Origin of the sequence: Hymenobacter sp. 15J16-1T3B (genome assembly GCF_020711235.1) — a bacterium.
Taxonomy (GTDB): Bacteria; Bacteroidota; Bacteroidia; order Cytophagales; family Hymenobacteraceae; genus Solirubrum.
The window spans coordinates 14,788-38,606 of record NZ_JAJFAV010000026.1 but is presented as its reverse complement, the minus strand read 5'-3'; the positions used below and the strand labels follow the sequence as shown (position 1 = coordinate 38,606).

31 protein-coding genes are annotated in these 23,819 nt (G+C 63.9%); 17 read left to right on the top strand and 14 right to left on the bottom strand.

Annotation, left to right across the window (positions count from 1 at the left end; translation table 11 throughout):
- Window positions 1-641: energy transducer TonB (locus LJ737_RS26165; protein ID WP_227769733.1), on the top strand; the 641-nt coding region annotated here is incomplete at its 5' end.
- An 81-nt stretch (window positions 642-722) separates the two neighbouring features.
- Here LJ737_RS26165 and LJ737_RS26160 read toward each other — a convergent pair.
- On the bottom strand, window positions 723-1,040 hold the full coding sequence (locus tag LJ737_RS26160) for a dodecin family protein (RefSeq protein WP_227769732.1): 318 nt from the start codon (window positions 1,038-1,040) through the stop codon (window positions 723-725).
- Window positions 1,041-1,398: 358 nt separating this feature from the next.
- Between LJ737_RS26160 and fumC the strand changes: the two genes are divergently transcribed.
- The 4 genes from fumC to LJ737_RS26140 all read left to right on the top strand — a co-directional run bounded on the left by fumC (window position 1,399) and on the right by LJ737_RS26140 (window position 5,560).
- Window positions 1,399-2,802 carry a class II fumarate hydratase gene (gene fumC, locus LJ737_RS26155; protein ID WP_227769731.1) on the top strand — a complete coding sequence of 468 codons (1,404 nt, stop codon included), beginning with the start codon at window positions 1,399-1,401 and terminating at the stop codon, window positions 2,800-2,802.
- A 127-nt stretch (window positions 2,803-2,929) separates the two neighbouring features.
- Complete coding sequence (locus LJ737_RS26150) at window positions 2,930-3,370, top strand: hypothetical protein (protein WP_227769730.1); 441 nt, start codon at window positions 2,930-2,932, stop codon at window positions 3,368-3,370.
- Window positions 3,371-3,528: 158 nt separating this feature from the next.
- Window positions 3,529-5,046 (top strand): right-handed parallel beta-helix repeat-containing protein, encoded by a 1,518-nt coding sequence (locus LJ737_RS26145; protein WP_227769729.1) that lies wholly within the window; start codon window positions 3,529-3,531, stop codon window positions 5,044-5,046.
- A 91-nt stretch (window positions 5,047-5,137) separates the two neighbouring features.
- Window positions 5,138-5,560, top strand: coding sequence for a secondary thiamine-phosphate synthase enzyme YjbQ (locus LJ737_RS26140; protein ID WP_227769728.1), 423 nt, complete (start codon window positions 5,138-5,140; stop codon window positions 5,558-5,560).
- 59 nt (window positions 5,561-5,619) lie between these two features.
- Here LJ737_RS26140 and LJ737_RS26135 read toward each other — a convergent pair whose 3' ends face one another.
- Together LJ737_RS26135 and gpmI are read right to left on the bottom strand one after the other, a co-directional pair.
- Window positions 5,620-6,219, bottom strand: coding sequence for a hypothetical protein (locus LJ737_RS26135; protein ID WP_227769727.1), 600 nt, complete (start codon window positions 6,217-6,219; stop codon window positions 5,620-5,622).
- The gene (gene gpmI, locus LJ737_RS26130; protein ID WP_227769726.1) at window positions 6,212-7,753 is read right to left on the bottom strand and encodes a 2,3-bisphosphoglycerate-independent phosphoglycerate mutase; all 1,542 of its coding nucleotides are present in this window, start codon (window positions 7,751-7,753) and stop codon (window positions 6,212-6,214) included. The genes LJ737_RS26135 and gpmI overlap by 8 nt, the downstream gene beginning before the upstream one ends.
- 143 nt (window positions 7,754-7,896) lie before the next feature.
- Between gpmI and LJ737_RS26125 the strand changes: the two genes are divergently transcribed.
- The 8 genes from LJ737_RS26125 to LJ737_RS26090 all read left to right on the top strand — a co-directional run bounded on the left by LJ737_RS26125 (window position 7,897) and on the right by LJ737_RS26090 (window position 14,053).
- Entirely contained in the window at window positions 7,897-8,295 is a 399-nt protein-coding gene (locus LJ737_RS26125) for a DUF4783 domain-containing protein (RefSeq protein WP_227769725.1), read from the top strand.
- A 94-nt stretch (window positions 8,296-8,389) separates the two neighbouring features.
- Entirely contained in the window at window positions 8,390-9,250 is an 861-nt protein-coding gene (nadC, locus tag LJ737_RS26120; RefSeq protein ID WP_227769724.1) for a carboxylating nicotinate-nucleotide diphosphorylase, read from the top strand.
- 116 nt (window positions 9,251-9,366) lie between these two features.
- Window positions 9,367-10,014 carry a hypothetical protein gene (locus LJ737_RS26115; RefSeq protein ID WP_227769723.1) on the top strand — a complete coding sequence of 216 codons (648 nt, stop codon included), beginning with the start codon at window positions 9,367-9,369 and terminating at the stop codon, window positions 10,012-10,014.
- Window positions 10,015-10,066: 52 nt separating this feature from the next.
- A complete protein-coding gene (locus tag LJ737_RS26110; protein WP_227769722.1) occupies window positions 10,067-10,438 on the top strand; it encodes a hypothetical protein in 372 nt (123 codons plus the stop codon).
- A gap of 140 nt (window positions 10,439-10,578) precedes the next feature.
- Window positions 10,579-11,331 carry a class I SAM-dependent methyltransferase gene (locus tag LJ737_RS26105; protein ID WP_227769721.1) on the top strand — a complete coding sequence of 251 codons (753 nt, stop codon included), beginning with the start codon at window positions 10,579-10,581 and terminating at the stop codon, window positions 11,329-11,331.
- A 46-nt stretch (window positions 11,332-11,377) separates the two neighbouring features.
- Window positions 11,378-12,112 carry a ZIP family metal transporter gene (locus LJ737_RS26100; protein ID WP_227769720.1) on the top strand — a complete coding sequence of 245 codons (735 nt, stop codon included), beginning with the start codon at window positions 11,378-11,380 and terminating at the stop codon, window positions 12,110-12,112.
- 340 nt (window positions 12,113-12,452) lie between these two features.
- Window positions 12,453-13,556, top strand: a complete 1,104-nt coding sequence (locus LJ737_RS26095) for a hypothetical protein (protein WP_227769719.1) — start codon at window positions 12,453-12,455, stop codon at window positions 13,554-13,556.
- Window positions 13,553-14,053, top strand: coding sequence for a hypothetical protein (locus tag LJ737_RS26090; protein WP_227769718.1), 501 nt, complete (start codon window positions 13,553-13,555; stop codon window positions 14,051-14,053). Before LJ737_RS26095 ends, LJ737_RS26090 begins: the two co-directional genes overlap by 4 nt.
- Before the next feature lie 11 nt (window positions 14,054-14,064).
- On the opposite strand, the gene LJ737_RS26085 is transcribed toward LJ737_RS26090, so the two are convergent.
- The 4 genes from LJ737_RS26085 to LJ737_RS26070 form a co-directional block, all read right to left on the bottom strand.
- Window positions 14,065-14,484: a hypothetical protein gene (locus LJ737_RS26085; RefSeq protein WP_227769717.1), complete on the bottom strand. Its 420-nt coding sequence runs from the start codon at window positions 14,482-14,484 to the stop codon at window positions 14,065-14,067.
- Window positions 14,474-14,800: a chaperone modulator CbpM gene (locus LJ737_RS26080; RefSeq protein ID WP_227769716.1), complete on the bottom strand. Its 327-nt coding sequence runs from the start codon at window positions 14,798-14,800 to the stop codon at window positions 14,474-14,476. The genes LJ737_RS26085 and LJ737_RS26080 overlap by 11 nt, the downstream gene beginning before the upstream one ends.
- Window positions 14,801-14,812: 12 nt before the next feature.
- Window positions 14,813-15,757: a DnaJ C-terminal domain-containing protein gene (locus LJ737_RS26075; protein WP_227769715.1), complete on the bottom strand. Its 945-nt coding sequence runs from the start codon at window positions 15,755-15,757 to the stop codon at window positions 14,813-14,815.
- A 97-nt stretch (window positions 15,758-15,854) separates the two neighbouring features.
- On the bottom strand, window positions 15,855-16,196 hold the full coding sequence (locus LJ737_RS26070) for a DUF3140 domain-containing protein (protein ID WP_227769714.1): 342 nt from the start codon (window positions 16,194-16,196) through the stop codon (window positions 15,855-15,857).
- Between the two features lie 143 nt (window positions 16,197-16,339).
- Between LJ737_RS26070 and LJ737_RS26065 the strand changes: the two genes are divergently transcribed.
- Window positions 16,340-16,747, top strand: a complete 408-nt coding sequence (locus LJ737_RS26065; RefSeq protein ID WP_227769713.1) for a DUF6799 domain-containing protein — start codon at window positions 16,340-16,342, stop codon at window positions 16,745-16,747.
- Window positions 16,748-16,836: 89 nt separating this feature from the next.
- Here the strand turns inward: LJ737_RS26065 and LJ737_RS26060 are convergent, their stop codons facing one another.
- Genes LJ737_RS26060 through LJ737_RS26050 form a run of 3 tightly spaced genes read right to left on the bottom strand, consistent with a single transcriptional unit; the run spans window position 16,837 to window position 18,325 of the window.
- Entirely contained in the window at window positions 16,837-17,034 is a 198-nt protein-coding gene (locus tag LJ737_RS26060) for a hypothetical protein (RefSeq protein ID WP_227769712.1), read from the bottom strand.
- A gap of 23 nt (window positions 17,035-17,057) precedes the next feature.
- Entirely contained in the window at window positions 17,058-17,435 is a 378-nt protein-coding gene (locus LJ737_RS26055) for a septal ring lytic transglycosylase RlpA family protein (protein WP_227769711.1), read from the bottom strand.
- A 26-nt stretch (window positions 17,436-17,461) separates the two neighbouring features.
- The gene (locus tag LJ737_RS26050) at window positions 17,462-18,325 is read right to left on the bottom strand and encodes a glycoside hydrolase family 25 protein (RefSeq protein ID WP_227769710.1); all 864 of its coding nucleotides are present in this window, start codon (window positions 18,323-18,325) and stop codon (window positions 17,462-17,464) included.
- Window positions 18,326-18,440: 115 nt separating this feature from the next.
- On the opposite strand from LJ737_RS26050, the gene LJ737_RS26045 reads away from it, so the two are divergent.
- A complete protein-coding gene (locus tag LJ737_RS26045) occupies window positions 18,441-18,770 on the top strand; it encodes a hypothetical protein (protein WP_227769709.1) in 330 nt (109 codons plus the stop codon).
- Between the two features lie 117 nt (window positions 18,771-18,887).
- Here the strand turns inward: LJ737_RS26045 and LJ737_RS26040 are convergent, their stop codons facing one another.
- From LJ737_RS26040 to LJ737_RS26025, 4 genes are all read right to left on the bottom strand, one after another.
- Window positions 18,888-19,271, bottom strand: coding sequence for an Hsp20/alpha crystallin family protein (locus LJ737_RS26040; RefSeq protein ID WP_227769708.1), 384 nt, complete (start codon window positions 19,269-19,271; stop codon window positions 18,888-18,890).
- A 252-nt stretch (window positions 19,272-19,523) separates the two neighbouring features.
- Window positions 19,524-20,465 carry a T9SS type A sorting domain-containing protein gene (locus LJ737_RS26035; RefSeq protein ID WP_227769707.1) on the bottom strand — a complete coding sequence of 314 codons (942 nt, stop codon included), beginning with the start codon at window positions 20,463-20,465 and terminating at the stop codon, window positions 19,524-19,526.
- A 95-nt stretch (window positions 20,466-20,560) separates the two neighbouring features.
- Window positions 20,561-21,286, bottom strand: a complete 726-nt coding sequence (locus LJ737_RS26030; RefSeq protein WP_227769706.1) for an Hsp20/alpha crystallin family protein — start codon at window positions 21,284-21,286, stop codon at window positions 20,561-20,563.
- Between the two features lie 181 nt (window positions 21,287-21,467).
- Window positions 21,468-21,830 (bottom strand): VOC family protein, encoded by a 363-nt coding sequence (locus LJ737_RS26025; RefSeq protein ID WP_227769705.1) that lies wholly within the window; start codon window positions 21,828-21,830, stop codon window positions 21,468-21,470.
- A 151-nt stretch (window positions 21,831-21,981) separates the two neighbouring features.
- On the opposite strand from LJ737_RS26025, the gene LJ737_RS26020 reads away from it, so the two are divergent.
- Window positions 21,982-22,404, top strand: a complete 423-nt coding sequence (locus tag LJ737_RS26020; RefSeq protein ID WP_227769704.1) for a hypothetical protein — start codon at window positions 21,982-21,984, stop codon at window positions 22,402-22,404.
- Window positions 22,405-22,480: 76 nt separating this feature from the next.
- Entirely contained in the window at window positions 22,481-23,809 is a 1,329-nt protein-coding gene (locus LJ737_RS26015) for a TCR/Tet family MFS transporter (RefSeq protein WP_227769703.1), read from the top strand.
- The last annotated feature ends 10 nt before the right edge of the window (window positions 23,810-23,819 follow it).

Here is a 23,819-nt window from a genome sequence, read left to right as displayed (position 1 = left end):
GCCGCCGGCAGCGCCGCACGCGGCCGGCGCTGGTGGCGGCCCGTCGTCCCGCAGCGCCCGTTGGGCGGGCGGCCGCCTCAGAAGCTGAAGGCTTCTTGGCCAATGTGGAAGTTAAGGCCAGCAATGCCCCCGCCGTGGCCGACAGCAGCCAGCCGGCAGCGGCGACAGTGGCTGCGGCCCCGGCGCCCGGCGCGGCCAGAAAGGCGGCCGAAATGGTAGATTCGGGCCGGGCCAAGCTGATGGCCATGAGCCGCATGGCCCCCGCCGCGCCGGCCGATTCCGCAACCGCGCGGGTATTTCGGGAAGAAGCCAGCAAGCGCAAAGCCGAATTGCCGCCCGCGCCCGCGCTGGCTCCTTTTCCCGTCGGGGGCTACCCCGCCCTGCGCAGCTACCTGCGCCGCGAGCAGCGCCGTCCCGAAACGGGTATCGGCGGCCAGGCCCACTCGGATGGCATCGTGAAGCTCAAGTTTATGGTCGATGCCGACGGGGCGGTGCACGACATTCAGGTCGTGCGCGGCGTCAACCCCGAGTACGACGAAGAAGCTATCCGCCTGGTTTGCGAAGGTCCGGCTTGGCGGCCGGCCATCGTCAACGGCCGCCGCACCGCCCAAGCTGTGCGCCTCGACGTGCCCTTCCACTAAGTCAGCCCACAACGGAGCGCGGCCCGGCGCGGCAACTCTAAAGTGCCGCGCCGGGCCGCGCTGCTACAGGCGAATGGACGACTAGCCGCTGTACCCCCCGCCGTTTTCGGCCGAAGTAGCGCTGCCGCCGGGATGGTGCGTGTCGGACGTGCCTTCCGCTACGGTGGCGCCGCCCGCGTGCGTCGGCTCCCAACGGTGCATGACTTCAAAGGAAATCTTGGCTGTAATGCGGTATTCCACGATTTTGTTGTCGCGCACCCGGCAGCTCTGGTCCTTGATGTAAATGGACTTGATGCCCTGCACGGTGGTGCTGGCTTCGGTCAGGGCGCGTTGCAGGGCGTCTTCAAAGCTCTTGTCGGAAGAGGCCAGCACTTCGATGACTTTCTTGATGGTGCTCATGGTACAGTCGGTTGGAAGTGGAACATCGGGACGGCCGCGGGGCCTGACCTGCCTATACGCAAATCGGCCGCCTGAGCCCACTTGACTCGAATGTTCCACGGCGCATTGAGCAATAGTGTCCTTGTTACGTGCTGAGTATCAATAATATTGTTAGTAAGTAAATATTGTTACTAGTTTGATAAAATAAAAGTTGGGCCGGTAAGTAAACATGGTTACAAGATAGGAAAGCAGGTTTTGGCATGCCGCTTTCCTCGCTGGTGCAGGCCCGGTTTTATTGCCCGACACCGTCCCCGCTTCGCGGCCCCGTGCTACCTTTGCCGCGCCTAATTCCCATCGTTTCACCGAGTCTGTTCGCCTGATGCAATTCCGCACCGAAAAAGACACCATGGGCACCGTGCAGGTCCCCGCCGACGCCTACTGGGGCGCCCAAACCCAACGCTCCATCGAGAACTTCCAGATTGCGCAGGACATCAACCGGATGCCCAAGGAAATTATCCGCGCCTTCGCTTACCTGAAGAAAGCCGCCGCCCTCACCAACCGCGACGCGGGCGTGCTGCCGGCCGAAAAAGCCGAGCTGATTGGCCGCGTGTGCGACGAAATCCTCGACGGCAAGCTCGACGACCAGTTTCCGCTGGTGGTGTGGCAGACGGGTTCGGGCACGCAGTCGAACATGAACGTGAACGAGGTGGTAGCTTACCGTGGCCACGTGCTGCAGGGCGGCAACCTGCTCGACGAGAAGAAAGCCCTGGCGCCGAATGACGACGTGAATAAGTCGCAATCGTCGAACGACACCTTCCCGACGGCCATGCACATTGCGGCCTACAAGATTCTGGTGGAGGTGACCATTCCCGGCATCGAGAAGCTGCGCGACACCTTGGCCGCCAAGTCCAAGGAGTACATGCACATCGTCAAGATCGGGCGCACCCACCTGATGGACGCCACCCCGCTGACGGTAGGGCAGGAGTTCAGCGGCTACGCCTCGCAGCTCGACCACGGCCTGCGTGCCATTAAGAACACCCTGGCGCACCTTTCGGAGCTGGCCCTGGGCGGCACCGCCGTGGGCACCGGCATCAACACGCCCCCGAACTACTCGGAAAACGTGGCCAAGCACATTGCCGAGCTGACCGGCTTGCCCTTCGTGACGGCCGAAAACAAGTTTGAGGCCCTGGCTGCCCACGACGCCATCGTGGAAGCCCACGGCGCGCTCAAGACGGTGGCCGCCTCGCTGATGAAAATTGCCAACGACATCCGCCTGCTGGCCTCGGGGCCGCGCGCGGGCATCGGCGAGCTGTTCATCCCCGACAACGAGCCCGGCTCCTCCATCATGCCCGGCAAGGTGAACCCCACGCAGTCGGAAGCCATGACCATGGTAGCGGCGCAGGTGATGGGCAACGACGTGGCCATCAACATCGGCGGCATGAACGGGCACTTCGAGCTGAACGTGTTCAAGCCCGTCATGATCTACAACTTCCTGCACTCGGCCCGCCTCATCGGCGACGTGTGCGTGTCGTTCAACGACAAGTGCGCCGTGGGCATCCGCCCCTTGGAAGACAACATCCGCAAGCACGTGGAATCGTCCCTGATGCTGGTGACGGCGCTGAACCCGCACATCGGCTACTACAAAGCAGCCGAAATTGCGCAGACGGCCCACCGCGAGGGCAGTACCCTAAAGGAAACCGCCCTGAAGCTGGGCTACCTCACCGAGGAACAGTTCAACGAATGGCTGCGCCCGGAGGACATGGTGGGCGAATTGCCCCGCTAAATAAAAACTCGCCCTGGGCGTTAGAACGCCGCAGCCCTCCCGGGCTGCGGCGTTTCTATTATCCGGACAAACCAACTGGCGTAACTTCCCGTTTCGGGAATTGCTCGGCGTGCCGAATACCTGTTGTATGATTAAACTTTACGAAACAAATCATTTACGCATTAGCTACGAGCCGCGCCTGCGGCTGCTGGAAGTATGTTGGCTGAGCGACGCGGCCTCGCCCAGCGAATTCCGGGAGGGCTACTGGCAGGCCCTGCTGCTGGCCGAACGCCACCAGACGCGCGCCTGGCTGTCGGACTTTCGCACCGTACCCACCCCGGCCGAGCCCGAAATGCAGTGGCTGACCCAGCGCTGGTACCCGCGCTACGTGCAGCTCAAGCTCGACAAAGTGGCCATCATTCGCCCCCGGGACCCCGGCGCCCTGCAGGCCCTGACCCGCATCGTGCAGATGGCCAACGAGGCCGGCCACACCAACCGCCCCGACGCGCAGTACTTCGACGACCCCGGTATTGCCCGCGCCTGGATCGAGCAGCCGTTTACCAAAAGCCAGTTGCCGCCGGCTGGCTAAGTCCGGGCACTTTGCAAGAGGGCTGCGTCGTTAAGCGCCTGACGCGTAGGTTTGTGTTTTGGAATTGTCAGATGGCTGGCTGGCCGCAGGGCCGCTTGTTTCACGATTTGCCGGAACCGCCTGCCTTTTAGCAACCCGACCATTTAACCCGTTAACCAGTGCGCTACCTTTTCCCGCTGCTGTTGTTGTGTTCCATGCTGGCCACCGTGCTGCTGCCCGGCTGCGAGCCGAAGGAGGAGCTGGTGACCACCGACGGCAGCGCCCGGCTGGAGTTTTCGGCCGACACGGTGAAGTTTGACACCGTGTTTGTGCAGACGCGCACCGTCACCAAGCGGCTGTGGGTGTACAACCGCAACAAGCGCGCCGTGCAGGTGGAAGAAATCCGGCTGGCCGGACCCTACGGCCAGCCCTATAAGCTCATCATCAACGGCGACTCGGGCGCCGTGCGGCAACAGGTGCTCATCCGCGGCAAGGACAGCCTGCTGGTGCTGGTCAAGGCCACGCTGGGCGTCAACAACCAGCCCGACAACAAGCCCTTCCTGACCGAGGACCAGCTGCTGTTTCGCACCAACGGCAACGACCAGCAGGTGAAACTGCTGGCTTTTGGGCAAAACGCCTACTTCCACATCGACGAACTGCTGCCCTGCAACGCCGTTTGGCGCAACGACAAGCCCCACGTGCTGTACGGCCAGACGGTGGTCGGGCCGAACTGCACGCTGACCATTGAGGAGGGCACGCAGGTGTTTTGCCACGCCGGGGCCCAGTTGGTGGTGGCGGGCCAACTGCAAATCAACCCGAACCTGCAGCCCACCGGCGAGGTGAAGCCCGACGACCGGCGCATTGTGCGCTTCCAGGGCGACCGGCGCGAGGAGTTTTACAACGACGTGCCCGGGCAGTGGATCGGCATTGCGCTGACCGAGGGCAGCGGCCGCAACCACGTAATCCGGTACTGCGACATCAAGAACGCCTCGTACGGCCTGCTGCTCTCGAACCCCGATGCCCAGCAGCCTTTCCCGAAGGTGACGGTAGAAAACACCACCTTCCGCAACATCTCCGGCGCGGGCCTGACTTTCTCCAGCCTCGGCAACAGCTTCGACGGCGGCGGCATTCTGAGCTTCTCGGGCGACTGCGACGTGCGCAACTCGCTGTTTACCAACTGCGGCGAGTACGCGCTGGGCGGCTTTCAGGGCGGTATCTACAACCTGCAGTACTGCACCTTCGCCAACTACACCCCGCAGTTTCAGCGCAAAACGGCTTCGCTGACTTTCTCCGACGGCTTGCCGGTGCGCGTGCCGCCGCGGCAAATCAACCCGGTTATCAGCTTGCAGAACTGCATCGTGTGGGGCTCCATTGCCGACGAGCTGTTCTTCAACAACAGCAGCCGTTACCTAAGTCAGATCAGCGTGCAAAACAGCGTGCTACGCACCCAGGAGTACCTCGGCTCGGCCGACAACGGTGGCAAGCCCGGCCTGGCCCGCGCCGGCAACCTGCTCAACACCGACCCCAAGTTCAAGCGCACGCCCGAAACCGCCGCCGGCCGCTACGACTACCGGCTCGACACCCTCTCGCCGGCCAGCAACCGCGCCGTACCCCTGCCCGGCCTCAGCCGCGACCTGCGCAACCTCAGCCGCGGCACCGCACCCGACCCGGGGGCCTACGAGCGGGTGAATCCGTAATTTTCGGGGCTGGGTCGGTGGTGTGTACCGCTTAGCGCGTGCTGATGCCAGAACCGGACAGGCCCTACGCCCCAACGACCAAGCACCAGATATGATTTGCGTTCAGAAACGACTGCGCTTGCCGGCCGTGCGCCGCGGCTTTCACCTCATCACCGACCTCGTGACGGCCGAGCTGCCCGAGCTGGAGCAGGTGAAGGCGGGCACCCTGCACGTGTTCATCCAGCATACCTCGGCCAGCCTCTCGATCAACGAAAACGCCGACCCCACCGTGCGCCACGACTTCGAGCAGTTCTTCAACCGCACGGTGCCTGAAAACGCGCCTTACTTCCGCCACACCCTGGAAGGCCCCGACGACATGCCCGCTCACCTGAAAGCCGCCCTGCTCGGCAGCAGCGTGACGGTGCCCGTCGCCAACGGCGAGTTGGCCCTGGGCACTTGGCAGGGCATCTACCTTGGGGAACACCGCAACGACGGCGGCCGCCGCTGGATCGTGCTGACGCTGCTCGGGGCTTAGACGCCACCAAGGCCCAAACGCACGCGGCGCCCCGGGGATGAGCCAGGGAGCCGCGCGAGTTAGCGTATTACTCTGGCGTTGGCCGTGTAGCGCGTCGTGTCGAACCCCACGAGCTTTTGCTGGCCGAGCACCTGGTAGCTGCTCAGGGTGCCGTCTTCGCCGAAGCGCAGGCGCAACTGCTTGCCGGAAAAAAACAGCGGGTTTTGCTGGTCGACGGTGGCGCGCAGTTCCCGCACCGTCGGGCCGGCTTGCAGCACGGTCATTTCCGTCACCGGGTGGTCCACCTCGGGCAAGCGGCGGAAGGTGCGGCGCGTCAGGCCGGCCGAGTCGGTGGTTTGCACCTGGTAAGCACCGCGCAGGGCGGGCTTGTTGATATCGGCCTGGTAGAACAGCTGCAGCTCGTGCGCCCAATCGGGCTGGGCCAGCGTTTCGGTTTCGGGCGCGCCGCCGCGCAGCACCACGCGTTTTTCCAGGCCCGGGTGCTGGTCCTGCAGCTGCTTTACCTGCGCGTCGAGCAGGCCCTGGGTGTCGAAGTAGCCGGCGGGGCGGCGGGCCGGGCGCTCATCGGCCCCCCCGGACGAGCAAGCGGCGCCAACTCCGCTTCCGAGAAGCAGAATCAGCGCCGCTTGGGCTGCCCGGTAAGCGCGGAGCTTACGCATTGCTCGGGCGCAGCAGCGATTCGCCGGTCATGTCGGCGGGCTGCGGCAGTCCCATCAAGGCCAGTACGGTGGGCGCGATGTCGCCCAGCTTGCCGTCGGCCAAGGTGCCTTTGTAATCGTTGTCGGCCAAGATGCAGGGCACCAGGTTGGTGGTGTGGGCCGTGTTGGGCGTGCCGTCCTCGTTCACCATCACGTCGGCGTTGCCGTGGTCGGCGATGATGATGCTGGCGTAGCCCGCGTTCAGCGCCGCCGTAATCACGTCGCCAGCGCACTGGTCCACCGTTTCCACGGCTTTCACGGCCGCCTCGAACACGCCGGTGTGGCCCACCATGTCGGGGTTGGCAAAGTTCAGCACCACGAAGTCGGCGGTGCGCTGCTGCAGCTCGGGCACCAGCGCGTCGCGCAGTTCGTAAGCGCTCATTTCCGGCTGCAGGTCGTAGGTGGCTACCTTGGGCGAGTTGCGCAGGATGCGGCTTTCGCCCTCAAACTCGGCCTCGCGGCCGCCCGAGAAGAAGAAGGTGACGTGAGGGTACTTCTCGGTTTCGGCAATGCGGATCTGCTTTTTGCCGTGTTCGGCCAGCACCTGCCCGAGCGTGTGCTCCAGGTTGTCCTTGTCGAAAATCGGCTGCACGCCTACGAACGTCGCGTCGTAGTTCGTCATCGTGAGGTAGTGCAGGTTCAGCCGGTGCATGTTGAAGGCGTGGAAATCCTGCTGGGTCAAGGCCTGCGTGATTTCACGGCCGCGGTCGGTGCGGAAGTTAAAGCAGATGACCACGTCGCCGTCCTTGATGGTGGCCAGCGGTTGGTCGTCGGCCCCGATTTTCACCAGCGGCTTGAGGAATTCGTCGGTCACGCCCGCCTTGTAGGAGTCGAGCATGGCGCCGATGAGGTTGTTGCAGCGCTGGCCCTTGCCGTTCACCAGCAGGTCGTAGGCCACTTGCACCCGCTCCCAGCGGTTGTCGCGGTCCATGGCGTAGTAGCGCCCCACGATGGAGGCGATTTTGCCGCTGGCCCCGTGCTGCAGGTGCTGCTCCAGGTCGTTGACGTAGCGTACGCCGGCTTTGGGGTCGGTGTCGCGGCCGTCGGTGAAGGCGTGGATGAATACGCGGTGCACGTCCTCGTCGTGGGCAAGGGTGCAGAGGGCCTTCAGGTGGTCGATGTGCGAGTGCACGCCGCCGTCGGAGAGCAGGCCCATCAGGTGCAGGTTTTTGTCCGGATTGGCGCGCAGGTATTCAAAGGCCTGCTTCAGGGCCGGCATGGCGGCCAGCTTCCGCTCCCGCACGGCCTTGTTGATGCGCACCAGATCCTGGTACACCACGCGGCCGGCGCCGAGGTTCATGTGGCCGACTTCCGAATTGCCCATTTGCCCCTCGGGCAACCCCACGGCTTCGCCCGAGGCTTGCAAGCGGCTGTGGGGAAAACGCTGGAAAAGCGAATCCACGAAAGGCGTCTTGGCGGCGGCAATTGCCGACACAGCCGGGTTGGTGCCCAAACCCCACCCATCAAGGATTACCAACAGTACCGGTTTATTCATGCCCGCAAAGATAGGCGGTGGCGTGCTGCGAAACCGTACCGATTCACTATTTTGGACGCAGCCGCGCCAAACCAATGATTTGCCTGCTTCGTAAGCGGTTGGCACAATTTTCGCTCACGCCGCGCTGCAATTCCCGCTTACCCATGAAACAATACCTACTCCGTGTGCTGACGGTGCTGAGCTTGGCTTTGCTGAGCCCCGCCGTTCATGCCCAGAACGATACGTTCGGGGCAGTGCGCTCGGCCATCCAGAACGGTTCGTCGCGGGCTGTTTCCCAGTACTTTGGCGGTACGGTGGAAATCGGCTTCGACGGCGAAAAGCAGAGCTACAGTGCCACCCAGGCCGAGTTCGTGCTGAAGGATTTTTTCGCCAAGAACTCCCCGGCGACCTTCGAACTCGTGCACCAGGGCTCCTCCACCGGCGGCATCAAGTATGCCATCGGGCGCTACGCCGGCAAGAGTGGCAGCTACCGCGTCTACATCAAGCTCAAGCCCGTGCAAGGCGGGCAGCAAATCGACACCATCGATTTTAACCACGAGTAGATGAAGTGAACCGCTACTTTTTCCCCTGATTTACCTCCTTCCTCTGGGCCAGGTCCCGACTGCTAAGTCGGGGCCTTTCCCTATTTTTGCACCCGTGCAAAACCCGCCCTACCTCACGCCCGACGCGCTGCGCGCCTTTATTCACTCGGCCTTGGCCGAAGACGTGGGCGACGGCGACCATTCGTCCTTGGCCGGGGTGCCGGCCGAGGCCCGCAACCGGGCCCGCCTGCTGGTGAAGGACGAAGGCGTGCTGGCTGGTGTGGCGCTGGCGGAGTTGATTTTCCACGAAGTCGACCCCGCGCTGCAAGTGACGGTGCTGCTGCCCGACGGCAGCCGCGTGAAGCACGGCGACGTGGCCTTGACGGTGGAAGGCCCGGCCCGCAGCATCCTCACGGCCGAGCGGTTGGTGCTCAACAGCATGCAGCGCATGAGCGGCATTGCCACCAAAACGGCCTACCTGACCTCGCTTATTGCCGGCACCGCTGCCAAGCTGCTCGACACGCGCAAGACCACGCCGGGCTTCCGCCTCTGCGAGAAGTGGGCCGTGCTCATCGGCGGCGGCGTGAACCACCGCTTCGGGCTGTTCGACATGATCATGCTCAAGGACAACCACGTGGACTACGCCGGCGGCATTCGGCCCGCCATCGAAGCCACGCACCGCTACCTGGAGCAGCTCGGGCGCCGGTTGCCCATCGTGGTGGAAACGCGCACGCTGAGCGAGGTGGAGCAGGCCGCCGACGCCGGCGGCATCGACCGCATCATGCTCGACAACATGAAGCCCGACACCATGCGCGAGGCCATTGCCATCATTGCCGGGCGCTTCCCCACCGAAGCCTCCGGCGGCATCACCGAGCAGACCATTCGCGAAGTAGCCGAAACCGGCGTCGACTACATTTCGGTGGGTGCCCTCACGCACTCCGCCAACATTCTGGATTTGAGCTTAAAAGCCTTTTAAATGTGAAAGTGTGTTGGAATGTGCTGATGTGCTAATGCGAAAAGTCCTCCCTAGCTGCCAGCACCCCGTTTCGCACAGTACCCACATTCACCCACATTTAGCACATCAACAACAGCATGCAACCACCCATTCCGCGCGGCAGCGGCCCGGGCCGCCAGTTCGTCCAGCAGCAGCAGACCTCGCCGCTGGCCATTCGCACCAAGAAATACCAGCTCGACAAAGAGACCTACACCCGCATGGCCCTCACGCAGGTGTGGAAAAAGGACTGGTGGCAGGCCGCCATTCCGCTGGTGGTGCTCATGATTCCGGCCATTTTCAGCTTTTCGTGGTGGTGGATCGGGGCGGCCGTGCTCGTGACGGTGCTCTACGTGCTGCTGCGCTCGGCTCAGGTAACGGGCATTACCCAGTTGGAGCAGGGCAAGGTGCTGTTTGAGCGCCTGAGCTACGAGTTTGACCCGCGCTACATTGCCCTGCGCGCCAACGACAAAGACCAGCCCCGCGGCATGACCTGGGACATGATCGAGACGGTGAAGCGCACCAAGGACGCCTACGTGCTCTACCTGAAGCAGCCCGACGCGGCCGAGCAAGTGTCGGGCTGGCGCCTGTGGCTGGCCAAGCTGATGTGGGTGCCGGTGTTTATTCACCTGCCGTTGCGCGTCTTCCCGGCGCCCAAGGACCTGACCATGTTTGAGAACCTGCTGCGTCGCAAAAACCTGCTGCCGGCCACCGCTGCCAGCGCCGCCGACGCGCCGAAAGCCGCCTAACCCGCGTTTTGTCCGTACTTCGCATTCCGAGACATTTCTTCGCTTCATTAATATGACCTCCAACAAACTCGTTCTGGGCCTAGCCGCCGTGGCTGCGCTGGCCCTGGGTTCGTGCAGCTCCGAGCCTTCTGACTGGCGCGACGACAAGAAAGTATCCGTGGACTCGGTGCCGCCCGGCACCCGCGAGTCCGACAACTTCGACCTGGCCACCGACGCGCCCAGCCAGCACAAGGGCGGCGCCGTAGCCGAGCCGATCAGCCAAAACCACGAGGTACCGCAAACCCTCTCGGCCGGCGCCGGCAAGCACGATGTGAAGTCGGCGGAGCAGGCTACTTCGGCCAACGCCGAAGAGGCCGCGGCCGGCAAGGTGGACACCGAGCACAACCTGGGCGACAAGCCCGGCGAGGTGCAGAAGGAAAACTAGTCGCCCCGATTCCGGTTGTTCCGACGCCCCGGCGCAGGGCTGGCCCGCATGGGTTGGCTGCTGCGCCGGGGCGTCGGCGTCCGCAGGTGGGCCGCGGCCGAATTTCTGCTTACTTGCGCCCCCGCCTATTGCCTGCCCCTATGCATCCCACCTCCTATGCCCAGTCTGCGGAGTGGTTTAGTACGTGGTTCGATTCGCCGTACTACCACCTGCTCTACCAAGACCGCAACCACGACGAGGCGCGGTACTTCCTGGACAACTTGCTGCGCCACCTGCACCCCAAGCCCCAGGAGCGCCTGCTAGACTTGGCCTGCGGCCGGGGGCGGCACGCCGTGTACTTGAACGAGCAGGGCTTCGACGTGACGGGCATCGACCTGTCGGCGGAAAACATCGACGCGGCGCGGGCGGCGGAAAACGAGCGGCTGCACTTTCACGTGCACGACATGCGGGCGCCCTTGCCCTACGGCCGCTTCGATTTCATCCTGAACCTGTTCACCTCGTTCGGCTACTTCGACGAGGAAGCCGAAAACGTGGTGGCTCTGCGCAACGCCACCGACGCGCTGCACTACGGCGGCAAGCTGGTCATCGACTTCATGAACACCGAACGCACGGTGCGCGAATTGGTGGCCCACGAAACCAAGCACGTCGAGGGCATCACCTTCGAGTTGCACCGCCACCTCGACCGCGACTTCGTGGTGAAGGACATTCGCTTCGTGGACCGGGAGGGGCAGCCGCAACATTTTCAGGAACGCGTGCGCGCCTTGAGCGTAGAGCGGTTCCGGGAGTACTTCTACCTGGCCGGGCTGCGGCTGGGCGAAGTGCTGGGCGACTACGACCTGCGCCCTTACGTGCAGGAAGAAAGCCCGCGCATGATTTTTATCCTTAAGAAATAAGCTCGCCGGCGCCACCCACGCGCCTTGGCCGGGCTGCTTCCCCTCAATGCTCGTAGCCCTTCTGCTGCTGTTTGTGACGGTGCTCGGCGCCGGCTGGCTCACGCGCTTCGTCCCGACGGCTCACACCACCTGGCTGCGCCCGTTGCTGGCGTTCAGCGGTGCATACTTAGTCACGCTTACGCTCACGCACCTCTTGCCCGAGGCGCTGGAGCTGGATACGTCGGCGCACCGCGTGGGCTACTTCGTGCTGGCCGGTTTCTTCGGGCAGCTGGTGCTGGAGCTGTTTTCGCAGGGCGTGGAGCACGGCCACCAGCACGTGCACGCCGAGCACCCGCACGCGGGCGTGCCTTTCCTGCTGCTCGGCTCGCTCACGCTGCACGCCTTTCTGGAGGGCAGCATCCTGGTGCAAAGTCCCGCCGGCGAGGTGCCCGGCGGTTTTTACGCGGTGCTCACCGGCGTGGCCCTGCACCACATTCCGGCCGCGTTTGCGTTGATGGCGGTGCTCGTCACGCGTTTGGGCTCCTTCAACAAGGCACTGCCCTGGCTGGCCATTTTCGCCGCCGCTGCGCCGTTGGGCGTGCTCTTCAGCCACTACCAGGGCCTGAACCCCGAGCAGCACGGCGGCTGGTACCCCGCGCTGCTGGGCTTGGTCAGCGGCAACTTCCTGCACGTGTCGACTACCATTCTCTTCGAAGTCAGCCCCGAGCATAAAATCAACGTGCGCAAGCTGCTGGCAACGGTGCTGGGCGCCGGGCTGGCCCTGCTGGTGAACGGGCACTAAGTGGCAGGCACGGAAGCCAGCTGCTTGGGCCCGCAATGGCAGCAGATTCGTATTTAGCGCGCTAAACTGACGTAGGCACTGAGACTGGTCGCGCGGACTGACGAACCATGATAGCCCGGTAAAAACCTGCACTGCCGGCCAGATTCGCTGTTATAAGGGCATTTCAGGAAGCGGCTGTTCAGGTGCAGCCAAACCATAGCCGCCTTGTCGCAGTAGGAGTACGGATGAGCCGCAATTCTTCCACACCACTCGACTACCTTGCCGGCTGCACGGCTTGCGCTGGTGGCTGCTCCTGCACCGCGCCGACTGATGGCGGGCTGGCAACGGCATGGCTGCACGCATGACTGCGCCGCGTAACCAGTTTCGCGTGGCTGCTACCTCGGCCGAGCTGGCGCAGTTTCGGCAACAAGCCTGGCGCCTGTACCAGCCCGTTTCGCCGGTAGCCGTGGAAGCTTTCGGGCGCACGTGGCAAGTGCGGCCGGGCCTCACCTTTACGCCCTTCGCCAACGCGGTGCGCTGCACGGCCCACTGCGCTTTTTGCTCCGAGGAGCTGCAGCGCTACGACGGGCACCAGCTCACGGCCAAGCGCCTCATCGACGACTATCCAGCCTATTTTGCCCGGCTGCAAGCGGTACTGCGGCCGTTTCGGAACTTACCGCTGGGCCTGAGCCTGTCCGGGCTGGAAGCCACAGCGGAGCCGCAGTGGCTTCGCGAGTTGCTGGCCGCTCTCAGGGCCGCGGAGGCGGCCGGCAGCGTGTTCGACGAGAAAGTGCTGTATACCAACGGCAGCGGCTTCGTGCTCAGCCCCGACCTGGCCCCGGCCCTGCAGGACTTCGGCCTGACCCGCCTGGAACTCTCACGCTGCCACGACGACGAGGCGGTGAACCAGCACATCATGCGCTTCAACCGCAACCAGCCCGTGCGCCACAACGCCGTGTACGCGGCCACGGTACGCACGCTGCACCAGCACCTAGCGGTTAAGAACTCCTGCATTCTGACCCGCGCCGGCATTGCCACCCTGCCCGACGTGGAGCGGTACCTGGCCTGGGCCGCCGGGCTGGGCGTGCGCCGGGTGGTGTTTCGGGAGCTGAGCCGGCTGGAAGGCAGCTACCTGCCCAACCGGTTTACCGAGTGGATTGAGGCGCAGCGGGTGCCCATCGAGCCGCTGCTGGCGGCCGTGGTGCCCACGCTGGAAACTCCGCGGCCGGGCTGGCAGTACGCGGGCAGCACCTTCGGCTACTATTACTACAACGAGCATTACCGCTGGCAGGGCACCGACGTCATCTTCGAAACCAGCAGCTACCCAGCCCTGCAGGCCGCCAACGCCACCGGGGTGCTGCAGAAGCTCATCCTGCATTCCGACGGGACGCTGGCCGGCGACTGGGACCCCGACAGCCACGTGCTCAGCCGCCTCGACGCGCCGGCTGCGGCGACTCGGCCATGACGGCGGCCCACGAGCAGCTCTACCTGCGCACGCTCCGCACCCTGGTAGCTGCCGGCGTTCCGTTCGTAGGACTGGGTACTTTTGCCCTGCGCCGGCAGTGCCCGCAGCTGCCGCGTCGCCTCGTAGCCGATTGCGACCTGCAACTCCCGCCGGATCTGGCCGTGCTCAACCAGCTGACGCAGCTGCTGCAAGCCGCCGGTTGGTGCATGACACTGTGGGAAGCGCCCGTGCAGGCGCCCCTCGCCGCGGCGGAGCTGGCGGGCAAATACTACCTGCGCGCCCGTCGGGCCGGTGCCGTGCTCGATTGTACCTACGAGCACGACTCGCTGGACTGGCCGGCATTTCAGGTCCGCAGTCATTCTTGCGAGGGGTTACCGTTGCTGCGCACCGCAGCCATTCTGCAGGAAAAGGCGCAGATCGGCCGCCCCCGGGACCTCGCCCTGCTCGACTGGTGGCAGAAACGTATTGGTCCGCTTCTCGAAGCGGACGGATACTAAACGGAGAGGAGCTACCGGGCTACTCGTGTCAGCAATTGCTGAAGTTGCTGCAGCTCATCTGGCCGCGCCAAATCGACGGTAATTAGGCGGTGTAGCAAGCCGCGCCGTTCGAGTTCTTGCTGTTCGCTCACGAACGGGGCATCGTCCAGCCAGTAGAATTCTGTGGTGTCGTGCAGCGCTTCGGTTTTGAGCGTGTCCCAATCGGTGGTTTGCCAAGTTTGTAGGCAAGCCAAAGTACTGGCGTCAACATACTGCGCCACGTACCGAACGGCTACTCGGGCGTCGCCCCGGCAGTGCGTAGTCAACCAGAAGCAATTAAAATGCTGCGTCAGAAAGTGGATAAACGCTTCGGCGCCCGGAGCTGCTGCCACCGGGCGCTTGGTCAGCAGCACGCCATCGATGTCGATGTATAGCCGCGTGTTACTCCACATCGGTAGCCGGGTGGCGCCGCACCCAGGCTTCCAGTTGGGCCGCCCGGGCCGATTGGCGCGTCAGTTCGTACTGCAGCTGCACCAGGCGGCGGCGCATGGTCAGAATCAGGTCAATGCCCTCGGGCGGAAGCTGCAGCTCATGGTGCAGGCGGGCGAGGCGGGCCAGGTGGTCGGCTTCGTCCTCGATGAGCGGTTCGGGTGCGGCCTCGGGCTGCAGGCGCAGCCAGCCCAGGTCGGCCAGCTCGTGCAGCATAGCTTCGGAGAGGCCGTAGGTGCGGGCGCAGTCGTGGAAGGTGAGCGTCACGTAGTGAGTCATGGCTGAAACGAGTTAGGCCGACACGGTTTCGCCGCGCAGTTGGGCCAGCTGGCGCACGAGGTCTTTTTCCTGGTCGCTGAGGTGCTGGGGCAGCTCTACCTGCAGGCGCAGGTACAGGTCGCCGTGCTGCCCGGCGTGGCCGTACACAGGGAAGCCCTTGCCGCGCAGGCGCAGGCGCGTGTTGTTGGCCGTTTCGGGCTTGAGCTTGATTTTGACGGGGCCACCGAGCGTCTCGACCACCTGCTCGCCGCCCAGCAGGGCTTTGAACAGGCTCACGGGCACATCCATGGTCAGGTCGTGGCCGGTGCGCACGTAGCGGGCGTCCGGGCGGATGCGGAAGGTGATGAGCAGGGAGCCGTTGGGGCCGCCATTGCGGCCGGGGCCGCCTTGGTCGCGCAGCCGAATGGTCTGGCCGTCTTCCACGCCGGGCTTGATGGTCAGGCGCAGGCTTTTGCCGTTCACATTCACCGTGCGCGGGCCGCCGTGGTAGGCTTCTTCCAAGGTCAGTTCCATTTCGGCCTGGTAGTCCTGGCCGGCGGCGGGCCGGCTGCTGCGGGCCCCGCCCGCGCCGCCCATGCCCCCGAAGATGGAGCTAAAAAAGTCGGAGAAGTCGGCGTCGCCGCCGAAACCGCCCCCGCCAAATCCGCCGAACCCCCCGGCGCCGCCCTGCCCGGCGTACTGCGACCAGTCGAAGCCGCCGCCCTGCCCGCCGCGGCCGCCGGCCTGCTGGTAGCGCTGCCAATCGGCGCCGAGCTGGTCGTACTTCTGGCGCTTCTCGTCGTCCGACAACACCTCGTTGGCCTCGTTGGCCTCCTTGAACTTGCGCTCCGCCTCGGGGTCGTTGGGGTTCACGTCGGGGTGATACTGCCGGGCCAGCTTGCGGTAGGCCTTTTTGATCTGGTCCTTGGTGGCCGTTTTCTCTACTCCCAGAATTTTGTAGTAGTCCTTGTAGTCCATTGGTCGGGCGGTGATTAGGTAAGTACGCAATTAGGCAGTTAGGATAACATGAGACATGTCAGAATCTCCGCTAAGCGCCTGCTACGTAATTGCCTAATTACTTCTTGAGCGGGTCGTGGCCCCAGTTCATGAGCGAGTAGCGCCAGCGCGAAGTTGCCACGTCCTTCTTGTCGTGCGGGCCCTGGGCCGAGTGGCGGCTCACGTAGCTGTGCACCTTGTGCATGTGCTGCTCGTCGGCCGCGGTCAGCTCGTCCTTCTTCTTGTGCAGGATTTCGATGATGCGCTGCCCGGAGTGGTGCCCGATGCTTTCCCCGTCGCCGCTATCCTGGCCGACGGATTTGGATTCTTCCGTTTTTAGCCATTTGTCGAGTTCCGACGCGGTCATGTTCACGTCCGTCTTGAATTGATGATAAATGTCATCAGAGGCTTTTGTAGTCATGATTTTGCGGGTGGGAGATGAACGAAATCGGAAGTTGGTCCGTTTGTGGCGGAAATGCGGCAACGCGGCCCAGGCTTGTACTTGACCGGTATTGCCGATTTGCCGTATCTTACTTTCCCTTACCTTTTACCACCCTTTCTCCCATGAAGTTTTCTTCGACTCTCCTAACCCTGGGCCTGCTCACGTTGGGCATTGCCGCCCAAGCCCAAACGCGCCCCGCGCCGCGTAAAGCTGCCGTGCCGCAGCGTCCCGTCATGCGCAATGCAGGTATGAAGGACGGCTTCATGATGACCGACGGGAAAGTGATGCACACCGAAAACGGCCACACCATGCCCGTGGCGGCCCTGACCACGCTGCCCAGCGGCGTGAAAGTGCAGCCCGACGGGGTGGTTATCATGGCCGACGGCAGCACCACGCAGCTGCAGAACGGGGACTATATGTCGCCGAGCGGCCGCCTGCTGACGGCTCGCATGAAAGCCGAGCAGGACAGCTTGGCCAAAGCCGCCGTGCTGGACCCCAAAGGCAAAAACAAGAAAAAGAAGGGCAAGTAAGCCCGTTCCGCTACCAACGAGAAAGCCCCGGGCAGTTAGCCTGGGGCTTTCTCGTTGGTGTTGGCTCGCTGGCCAGATTCGGCCGCGGCTCAACTGAAGGTGTAGTCCTGCAGGATGGCGCGGGCTTCGTCGTCGTCTTTGGCCTCCACCACCTCGTCGATGACGAACTGGATTTCGGTTTCGGACCAGGTTTGCTGCTCGGCAGCTTTCACAAACTGGCCCAGCGTCACGAACCGGCTGGTGGTGGCCGGCGGCATGGTCCATTTTACTTTTTTGCGGATGCGCATACGGTAAGGGGAAGAAGTCTAACTCAGCGGCCGCTGCCCTGGCGCACCACTTTGATTTTTACGGGCGCCACGCCGGCTTTGTCGACGCCGATTTTGTGGGCGGCTTTGCGCGAAAGGTCGATGATGCGGCCTTTCACGTGGGGGCCGCGGTCGTTCACCGTCACTTTCACGGAGCGGCCATTCTGCGGGTTGGTCACGCGCACCACCGTGCCGAAGGGCAGCGTGTTGTGGGCCGCGGTGCGCTTGCCAGGCCGGTAGGGCACGCCGCTGGCCGTTTTGCGCCCGTTAAACTTGTCGGCGTAGTAAGAGGCTTTGCCGGTTTCGGTGTAGGCCCCGCCCGCGCAGGCGCCGAGCAGCAGCAGGCTCAGCAAGGCAGGCAGGCGACGAAAGGACCACGTCATAGGCAGAGGAGAGGGGAAACGCGCGGTTAGTCGCGCAGGTTGGCCGCCGCGGTTTTGCGGGGCGGAATGCGCAGGGCCAGCAGGTTGGCGTAGCTGCCCTGGTACACGTTGAAGTCGACGGTGCCGCGGATGCCGGGAATGTAGGCTTCGTCGGAGTGCTGCCAGATAATCCACTTTTCGCGGGCCAGCGCCGGGCGCTCCACCTCGTAGTGAGCCAGCCAGAGCGGGTACTTGTCGAAGTGGCCGGCGAGGTAGCGGCGGTAGAAGCTGTAGTTGGAGTAAAGGATGGGCCGCACGCCGTAGTGGCGCTCCACCAGCCGCAGCCAGGTGGCTATGTGCTGGCGCATCACGGCCACGTCGTGAAACTCGGGCGCTTCCACGTCGAGCACCGGCGGCAGGTCGCCGGGGCCGAGGTCGGCGGTGCGGGTGAAGAGGTTGGCCTGCTGGGCGCCGTCGTAGTTGGGCTGGAAGAAGTGGTAGGCGCCGCGGCAGATGCCGGCCCGCTTGGCCCCGCGCCAGTTGCGGGCGAAGCGCCGGTCGCGCAGGCTCACGCCCTCCGAGGCCTTGATGAAGGCAAAGCGCACCCGGTGCCGCGCCACTTCGTCCCAGTCGATGCTGCCCTGGTACGAGGACACGTCGATGCCGTGCACCGAATAGCCGTCGAGCAGCGGCGTTTTCTCCCGCCCCGTCAGGTACTCGGCCGAGAGCGAGGCCCAGGCGCGGCGGGCGTAGCGGTGCAGTTGCCGCCGGTAATAGCCGTAAAACAAGCCCGCACCGAGCACCAGCAGCAGCAAAGTCAGCAGCACCGGGCGCCGCCAGCCGCCGCGGACCGCACGGCGCGGGGCCGGGCGGCGGGCAGCAGGAGCGGAAACACGGCGGACGCGGGGCATAGCGGGCAAAGATGGTCGAAGAGCGAAGATAACGTCAAGACGAGGCTTGCTGGTGCCCGCCGCGCTGCTTGGTCGCCGCCAAACTGGTATTTTCAGCCCGCAATTCTCCCGCGCTATGGCCGCTGACGTCCGCCCGAACTCCTCCGGCCCCCGGGCCTTTCTGATTGGTTTAGTGGGCTTCGTCGCCTTCGAAATCCTCGCCTACTACCTGCTGCGCTGGGCTACTTCGGGCCTGGGCGAGCGAAACCAGTTTCAGGCCGAAAACACCATCGTGCGCAACTGGGTCAAGACCACCGCGTTTCTGCTCGGGCACCTGACGCTGGTCGTGGCCGCCGTGCTCATCCTAAGCAACCTGCTGCCACGGCGTTTCCGCGGGCAGATCATGCCGTGGTTCCTGATGTCGCTGCTGGTGATGTTTCTGCTGCTCTGGCCGTTGTTTGAGTAGGCCGGCGGCCGGCTGAAAACAAAAAAGCCACTGCGGGCGAGGCAGTGGCGGTGAAACCATGGGGTGTCGGTCGGTCCCGACGATATAGAAAGGTGCGGGCTGGGCCCGCGAGGCAGCTTAGCGGCGGCGAATGTTGATTTCGCGGCGGTTGGTGCTCGGGTCCTGGTACGGGATGCGCACGCGCAACTCGTGGCCTTCGTGCTCGGCGTCGATGCGGGTCAGGTCCAGTTCGCTCGGCAACTCAAACGTCTGCACGAACAACGGCGCCACCAACTGGTCTTCGGGCGCGTGGCGGTACTCGGCGAATACGTCCAAGCGGTTGTTGTTCAGCACGACGTGGAAGGTCTCAGGCTGCACACTCGGAGCCGACACCCGAATGACCACGCCCTGCTCGCGCTTGTGCACGCGCACCTGCGGCTGCGCCACCCCGCCGCCCAGCGTATTGAGCAGGTCCAGTTGGGGAGCGATGTTGTGCAGGAATTCTTGGCTGATAAGTTTCATGGCGGTGTTCCTCGTTCTGTCTTTCGTGAGGTGGAATTGCAAACCATGTACCAACCCGTTTTGTCGGCATGCCGACTAGTCTTGTTGTCAGATTGGCGGTAAATGCTGGTTTTTAGCTGACGCAAGCGCGTCAGTCTGGCAGGTGGCCAGCTGAGCCGAGCGTAGCTTGGTCGCTGAGATGATAACAATCAACCAACAAAAAAGCCTCCCTGCGCGAGCAGAAAGGCTTTGGTGGAGAAGTAAAGCGTCCAGTTACTGCAGCGTCACTCGGTGCACTTCGGTTAGGTCACCGAGCGCGACGCGTACTAGGTACACACCCGCTGGTAGCTGCCCAAGATCGAGGGTACCGGCGCTGCTGAGCGAGGTTTGGCGCAGCACGCGGCCGGTGGCGTCGAGCACGGTGGCCGCGGCAACGTGGCCGGCAAACGCGGGGTGCAGCGGCAGGTGCAGCAGGCCCGTCGTGGGGTTGGGGTACGCTCCACCCGAAAGTAACACCCGGTTCTTGGTGCCGTTGACGCGGGTATACGTGAACGTGGTCTTCGGCCGGATGTCGTTTAGCGAGCTGGGGCCGTTGCTGGTGGGCGAGAGGTTGGTAGTGAACGGCGCGGTGGCCGCGAAGCCCAAAATTTTATCGGGCACGAGGTACTGCACCCACAAAAACGACCCGGTGGAGGGGCTGCCGGTGCCCGTTGGGCTCATGTTCCAGTCGGTAAATACTTCCAGCGACTGGCCGGTATAGGGCACCGGCGTCGTCAGCGGAAAATTAACCAGGCCGATGGTGGCCGGCACCAAGTAGTTAGCGTTGCTATACGCTTCGGTGGTGCCCGCCGTCAGCGCGGCGAAGCTGGCGTCGGCGGTGTAGGTGGCGAGCGTAGAATTCTTTACCAGGATGCGGAACGTAGCGGGGCGGCTGCTGGTGCCGGAGGTGGTTTTCTCCCAGGCAACGTCAGTAATCACGTCGCCGTCGCGCAGGCCGGCCACGCTGAGCTCGGGCCCGTCGAACACGTAAGCAAACTGGCTGGCCAGGTACGTGCTGCTGGCCGAGGAGCGGTAAATCGGGCCACCGTTGGTGCTGGCCAGGGAAGTAGGCGTGCCGGTAAGTACGGTGGCGGTGGTTTGGGCCAGGGCCGGGGCGGTGAGCAGCAGGGTAGCGCCCAAGAACACGGGGGCCAAACGGGGGAAGCAGTGCATCATAGCAACGGAAAATGCGCGTAACAAAGCCGAAACAGCAGCGGCCCCGCAACCACGGGGCCGCTGCTGTTTCGGCGCAAATATCGGCAACCCCGGCATTAGACGCGCCGTTCGGAGCCGGCGCCGTCGTCGGGGTGGCCGTCACCGTAGTTTTCCGCCGACGAGCTGGGGTTTGTCCAGCTGGGCGTGCCGCTGCCCGGTTGCTCGCTGCCGCCCGCCGGATTGCCGGCTGCGGCGCCGCTGGCCATGGCGGCATTGCTGTAAGCCGGCTGGGTTTCGCGCCGGCCGGCGCCGGCTTGGCTGTTGCCCGTGGCGCCGCTTTCCACCGGAATATCGGTGGCCTGCTGGCCCATGCGCTCCGATACCTGGCCGCCCGGGGCTTGGTTGCTGCGGATCTGGATCTGGTGACGCATGGTTTTTTGCTGGTCTTTGGGCACCGAAATGCGCAGCACACCGTCCTCAAACTGCGCTTCGATGCCTTGGGCGCTGGCTACATCGGGCAGCTGGAAAGAGCGCTGAAACGAGCCGTACTGACTTTCGAGCAGGTGGTAGCGGCGGTCTTGGCGCTCCTGCTGCAGGCGTCGTTCCCCCGAAATGCTCAGGCGCCCGTGCTGAAACTCGACTTTGATGTCCTCGCGCTTCAGCCCCGGCAGCGCCGCCTCGATTTCGTAGCTTTTTTCCGTCTCGTAGGCGTCGACGTGGGGCATGAAGGCGTTGAGACGCCCGCGCGAGTTCACGGAGTCGTTGAAAAAGCGGTCCATCATCGCCGAAAAACTCTGCGGCATCAGGTCGCCGAACGAGTCGGAATACCGTTGGATAGCCATGACGTTGGTGCGTTTGAGGGTTGGAAATGAGGTGAGTATTGCAGCATTCATATACTTAGGTAGCTGGCAAGATGTTGCGTTTTTAAGCGAGATAAATGCTTAGCTGTAAGGGTGGTAAGCATAAAAAAGCCGCCCACTGCGGAAGCGCAACGGGCGGCGGTTGTCCACGCAAGCGGGCGGCCTAGCTCGGCAGCTGGAAGTGAGGATTGTAGATGACCCCGAGCGGATTGCCGAACGGGTCGAGCACCGAGCCGACGTAGATGCCCCCGCCGACTTCGTGCACGGCTTCGTGGGGCTGGGCGCCGAGCTCCAGCAGGCGGGTGTGGGCCGCCGCCGCGTCGGGCACGCCCCAGTACAGGATAGGCCCCCCCGGGCCGGCAGCCACGCCGTTGGGGTCGAGGCCCAGTTCGTAGCCCCCGACGTTGAAACCCACGTAAAACGGTTCGTCGAAGTAGGGCTGCTGCCCGAGCACCTGCGTGTACCACTGACGGGCACGGGCCAGGTCACGGACGGGGTATACGATGGTGCGTAAGCCTTGGAACATAAAGCGGGGAATTGATGAACGAAGCCGCAAATAGTACCGGGTGCCGGCTAAAACCAAAAACCGGCGGCCCCAGTTTGGGAAAGCCCGTTGTCCCACTGCCGCCCGCCACGGGGCCGTTTGTACTTTTACCGCGCTCCAGCCTTCCCACCTCATGCCTTCGCTCGATTTCCTGCAGATTGATTATCGGCCCGATCTGGACTTGCTGGTAGGGCGCTGGCGCCGCGCCGTCGGCGAGGGGCAACTGTATGCCAGCTACCCGGCCTTGCTCGACGAGGCCCGGACCCACGGCTGCCGCTACTGGTTGCTCGATGCGCGCCGCCGCCTCAACCTGGAAGTGGCCATTACGCCGTGGCTGCTCAACGACTTTCTGCCCCGCCTCGGCCAGCACCTGGGTGGTCGCGTGTACTTGGCCTACTTGGTGGCGCCCATTCAGCTCACCGACGCCGTGCCGGAAGACAAACAGATTCCGCCGCTGGTGTACTTCGAGGGTAAATCCAGCCTGATGCAGCGCTTCACCGACGAAGCGGAAGCCATTCGCTGGCTGCAGGCGCAGCAGGCCAAGGAGTTGGAATAGCTAAAATTATTAGTAATTGCTTGTTTAAAATATTAGCATTAGCGTATTTGCATACTCACCCTCTGACTTTCGCACTATGGCCGCTGAACCACGCAAAGCCGCTCTGGGCTTCATCTTCGTCACGCTGCTCATCGACGTCATCGGGTTTGGCATCATCATTCCCGTGGTGCCCAAGCTGATTCAGCAGCTCACCGGCGGCAGCATCAGCGACGCGGCGCGCTACGGCGGCTGGTTAGTATTTGCCTTCGCCGTGATGCAGTTCCTGTTTTCGCCGGTGCTCGGCAACCTCAGCGACCGGTACGGCCGCCGGCCGGTGCTGCTGTTCTCGCTGTTCGGTTTCGGGCTGGATTACTTGCTGCTGGTGCTGGCCCCGACGATAACCTGGCTGTTTGTGGGCCGCTTGTTGGCGGGCGTCACCGGCGCCAGCATGACCACCGCCACCGCCTACATTGCCGACGTGAGCCCGCCCGAAAAGCGCGCGCAGAACTTCGGCATGGTGGGCGCCGCCTTCGGCCTGGGCTTTATCATCGGCCCGGCCATCGGGGGCGTGCTGAGCCACTGGGCCCCGCAAATTCTGGGCTGGCTCGGTCCACTGACCGGCGGCCCGCTGGACGTGGAGCACTGGGGGCCGCGCGTGCCGTTTATGGTAGCGGCGCTGCTCACGTTCATCAACTGGCTCTACGGCTTCTTCGTGCTGCCCGAGTCGCTGGATGCGGCGCATCGCCGGCCCTTCGAGCTGGGGCGGGCCAATCCCGTGGGCTCCTTGCGGCAGCTGCAGCGCTACCCGGTCATATTCGGGCTGGTCGGCTCGCTGATTTTCATCTACGTGGCCGCCCACGCCACTCAGAGCACCTGGGCGTACTTCACCATGGAGAAATTCGGCTGGGATGAGGCCTGGGTGGGCACTTCGCTCGCCGTCATCGGGGCGCTGGTGGCCGTGGTGCAGGGTTTGCTGATCCGCATCATCAACCCGCGCTTGGGTTCGGAACGCTCGGTGTACGTGGGCATGCTGCTCTACGCGCTGGGCTTTTTGCTGTTCGCCTTCGCCACGCAGGGCTGGATGATGTTCCTGTTTTCGGTACCGTACTGCCTCGGCGGCATTGCCGGGCCGGCCATTCAGGGGCTGATTTCGGCTCAGGTGCCCTCCAATGAGCAAGGCGAGCTGCAGGGAGGCCTGACCAGCCTCGTCAGCCTGACGTCCATCGTGGGGCCGCCGCTGATGACCAACCTGTTTTCCTACTGCACCGGGCCGAAAGCGCCGGTGTACTTCCCCGGGGCACCGTTTCTGCTGGCGGCCGTGCTCACCCTCATCAGTGCTTGGCTGGCGGCCCGTTCCCTGCGGGGCTCGGCCCACCTGCGCCGCCCGGAGGAAGCGCCCGTGCCCGAGCAAGTGCTGGCGGAGTAGCCCGCACTCT

Coding starts and splice junctions, on each gene's coding strand:
- LJ737_RS26160 (WP_227769732.1), bottom strand. CDS start 1,040: ATGAGCACCATCAAGAAAGTCATCGAAGTGCTGGCCTCTTCCGACAAG.
- fumC (WP_227769731.1), top strand. CDS start 1,399: ATGCAATTCCGCACCGAAAAAGACACCATGGGCACCGTGCAGGTCCCC.
- LJ737_RS26150 (WP_227769730.1), top strand. CDS start 2,930: ATGATTAAACTTTACGAAACAAATCATTTACGCATTAGCTACGAGCCG.
- LJ737_RS26140 (WP_227769728.1), top strand. CDS start 5,138: ATGATTTGCGTTCAGAAACGACTGCGCTTGCCGGCCGTGCGCCGCGGC.
- LJ737_RS26135 (WP_227769727.1), bottom strand. CDS start 6,219: ATGCGTAAGCTCCGCGCTTACCGGGCAGCCCAAGCGGCGCTGATTCTG.
- gpmI (WP_227769726.1), bottom strand. CDS start 7,753: ATGAATAAACCGGTACTGTTGGTAATCCTTGATGGGTGGGGTTTGGGC.
- LJ737_RS26125 (WP_227769725.1), top strand. CDS start 7,897: ATGAAACAATACCTACTCCGTGTGCTGACGGTGCTGAGCTTGGCTTTG.
- LJ737_RS26115 (WP_227769723.1), top strand. CDS start 9,367: ATGCAACCACCCATTCCGCGCGGCAGCGGCCCGGGCCGCCAGTTCGTC.
- LJ737_RS26110 (WP_227769722.1), top strand. CDS start 10,067: ATGACCTCCAACAAACTCGTTCTGGGCCTAGCCGCCGTGGCTGCGCTG.
- LJ737_RS26105 (WP_227769721.1), top strand. CDS start 10,579: ATGCATCCCACCTCCTATGCCCAGTCTGCGGAGTGGTTTAGTACGTGG.
- LJ737_RS26100 (WP_227769720.1), top strand. CDS start 11,378: ATGCTCGTAGCCCTTCTGCTGCTGTTTGTGACGGTGCTCGGCGCCGGC.
- LJ737_RS26095 (WP_227769719.1), top strand. CDS start 12,453: ATGACTGCGCCGCGTAACCAGTTTCGCGTGGCTGCTACCTCGGCCGAG.
- LJ737_RS26090 (WP_227769718.1), top strand. CDS start 13,553: ATGACGGCGGCCCACGAGCAGCTCTACCTGCGCACGCTCCGCACCCTG.
- LJ737_RS26085 (WP_227769717.1), bottom strand. CDS start 14,484: ATGTGGAGTAACACGCGGCTATACATCGACATCGATGGCGTGCTGCTG.
- LJ737_RS26080 (WP_227769716.1), bottom strand. CDS start 14,800: ATGACTCACTACGTGACGCTCACCTTCCACGACTGCGCCCGCACCTAC.
- LJ737_RS26075 (WP_227769715.1), bottom strand. CDS start 15,757: ATGGACTACAAGGACTACTACAAAATTCTGGGAGTAGAGAAAACGGCC.
- LJ737_RS26070 (WP_227769714.1), bottom strand. CDS start 16,196: ATGACTACAAAAGCCTCTGATGACATTTATCATCAATTCAAGACGGAC.
- LJ737_RS26065 (WP_227769713.1), top strand. CDS start 16,340: ATGAAGTTTTCTTCGACTCTCCTAACCCTGGGCCTGCTCACGTTGGGC.
- LJ737_RS26060 (WP_227769712.1), bottom strand. CDS start 17,034: ATGCGCATCCGCAAAAAAGTAAAATGGACCATGCCGCCGGCCACCACC.
- LJ737_RS26055 (WP_227769711.1), bottom strand. CDS start 17,435: ATGACGTGGTCCTTTCGTCGCCTGCCTGCCTTGCTGAGCCTGCTGCTG.
- LJ737_RS26050 (WP_227769710.1), bottom strand. CDS start 18,325: ATGCCCCGCGTCCGCCGTGTTTCCGCTCCTGCTGCCCGCCGCCCGGCC.
- LJ737_RS26045 (WP_227769709.1), top strand. CDS start 18,441: ATGGCCGCTGACGTCCGCCCGAACTCCTCCGGCCCCCGGGCCTTTCTG.
- LJ737_RS26040 (WP_227769708.1), bottom strand. CDS start 19,271: ATGAAACTTATCAGCCAAGAATTCCTGCACAACATCGCTCCCCAACTG.
- LJ737_RS26035 (WP_227769707.1), bottom strand. CDS start 20,465: ATGATGCACTGCTTCCCCCGTTTGGCCCCCGTGTTCTTGGGCGCTACC.
- LJ737_RS26030 (WP_227769706.1), bottom strand. CDS start 21,286: ATGGCTATCCAACGGTATTCCGACTCGTTCGGCGACCTGATGCCGCAG.
- LJ737_RS26025 (WP_227769705.1), bottom strand. CDS start 21,830: ATGTTCCAAGGCTTACGCACCATCGTATACCCCGTCCGTGACCTGGCC.
- LJ737_RS26020 (WP_227769704.1), top strand. CDS start 21,982: ATGCCTTCGCTCGATTTCCTGCAGATTGATTATCGGCCCGATCTGGAC.
- LJ737_RS26015 (WP_227769703.1), top strand. CDS start 22,481: ATGGCCGCTGAACCACGCAAAGCCGCTCTGGGCTTCATCTTCGTCACG.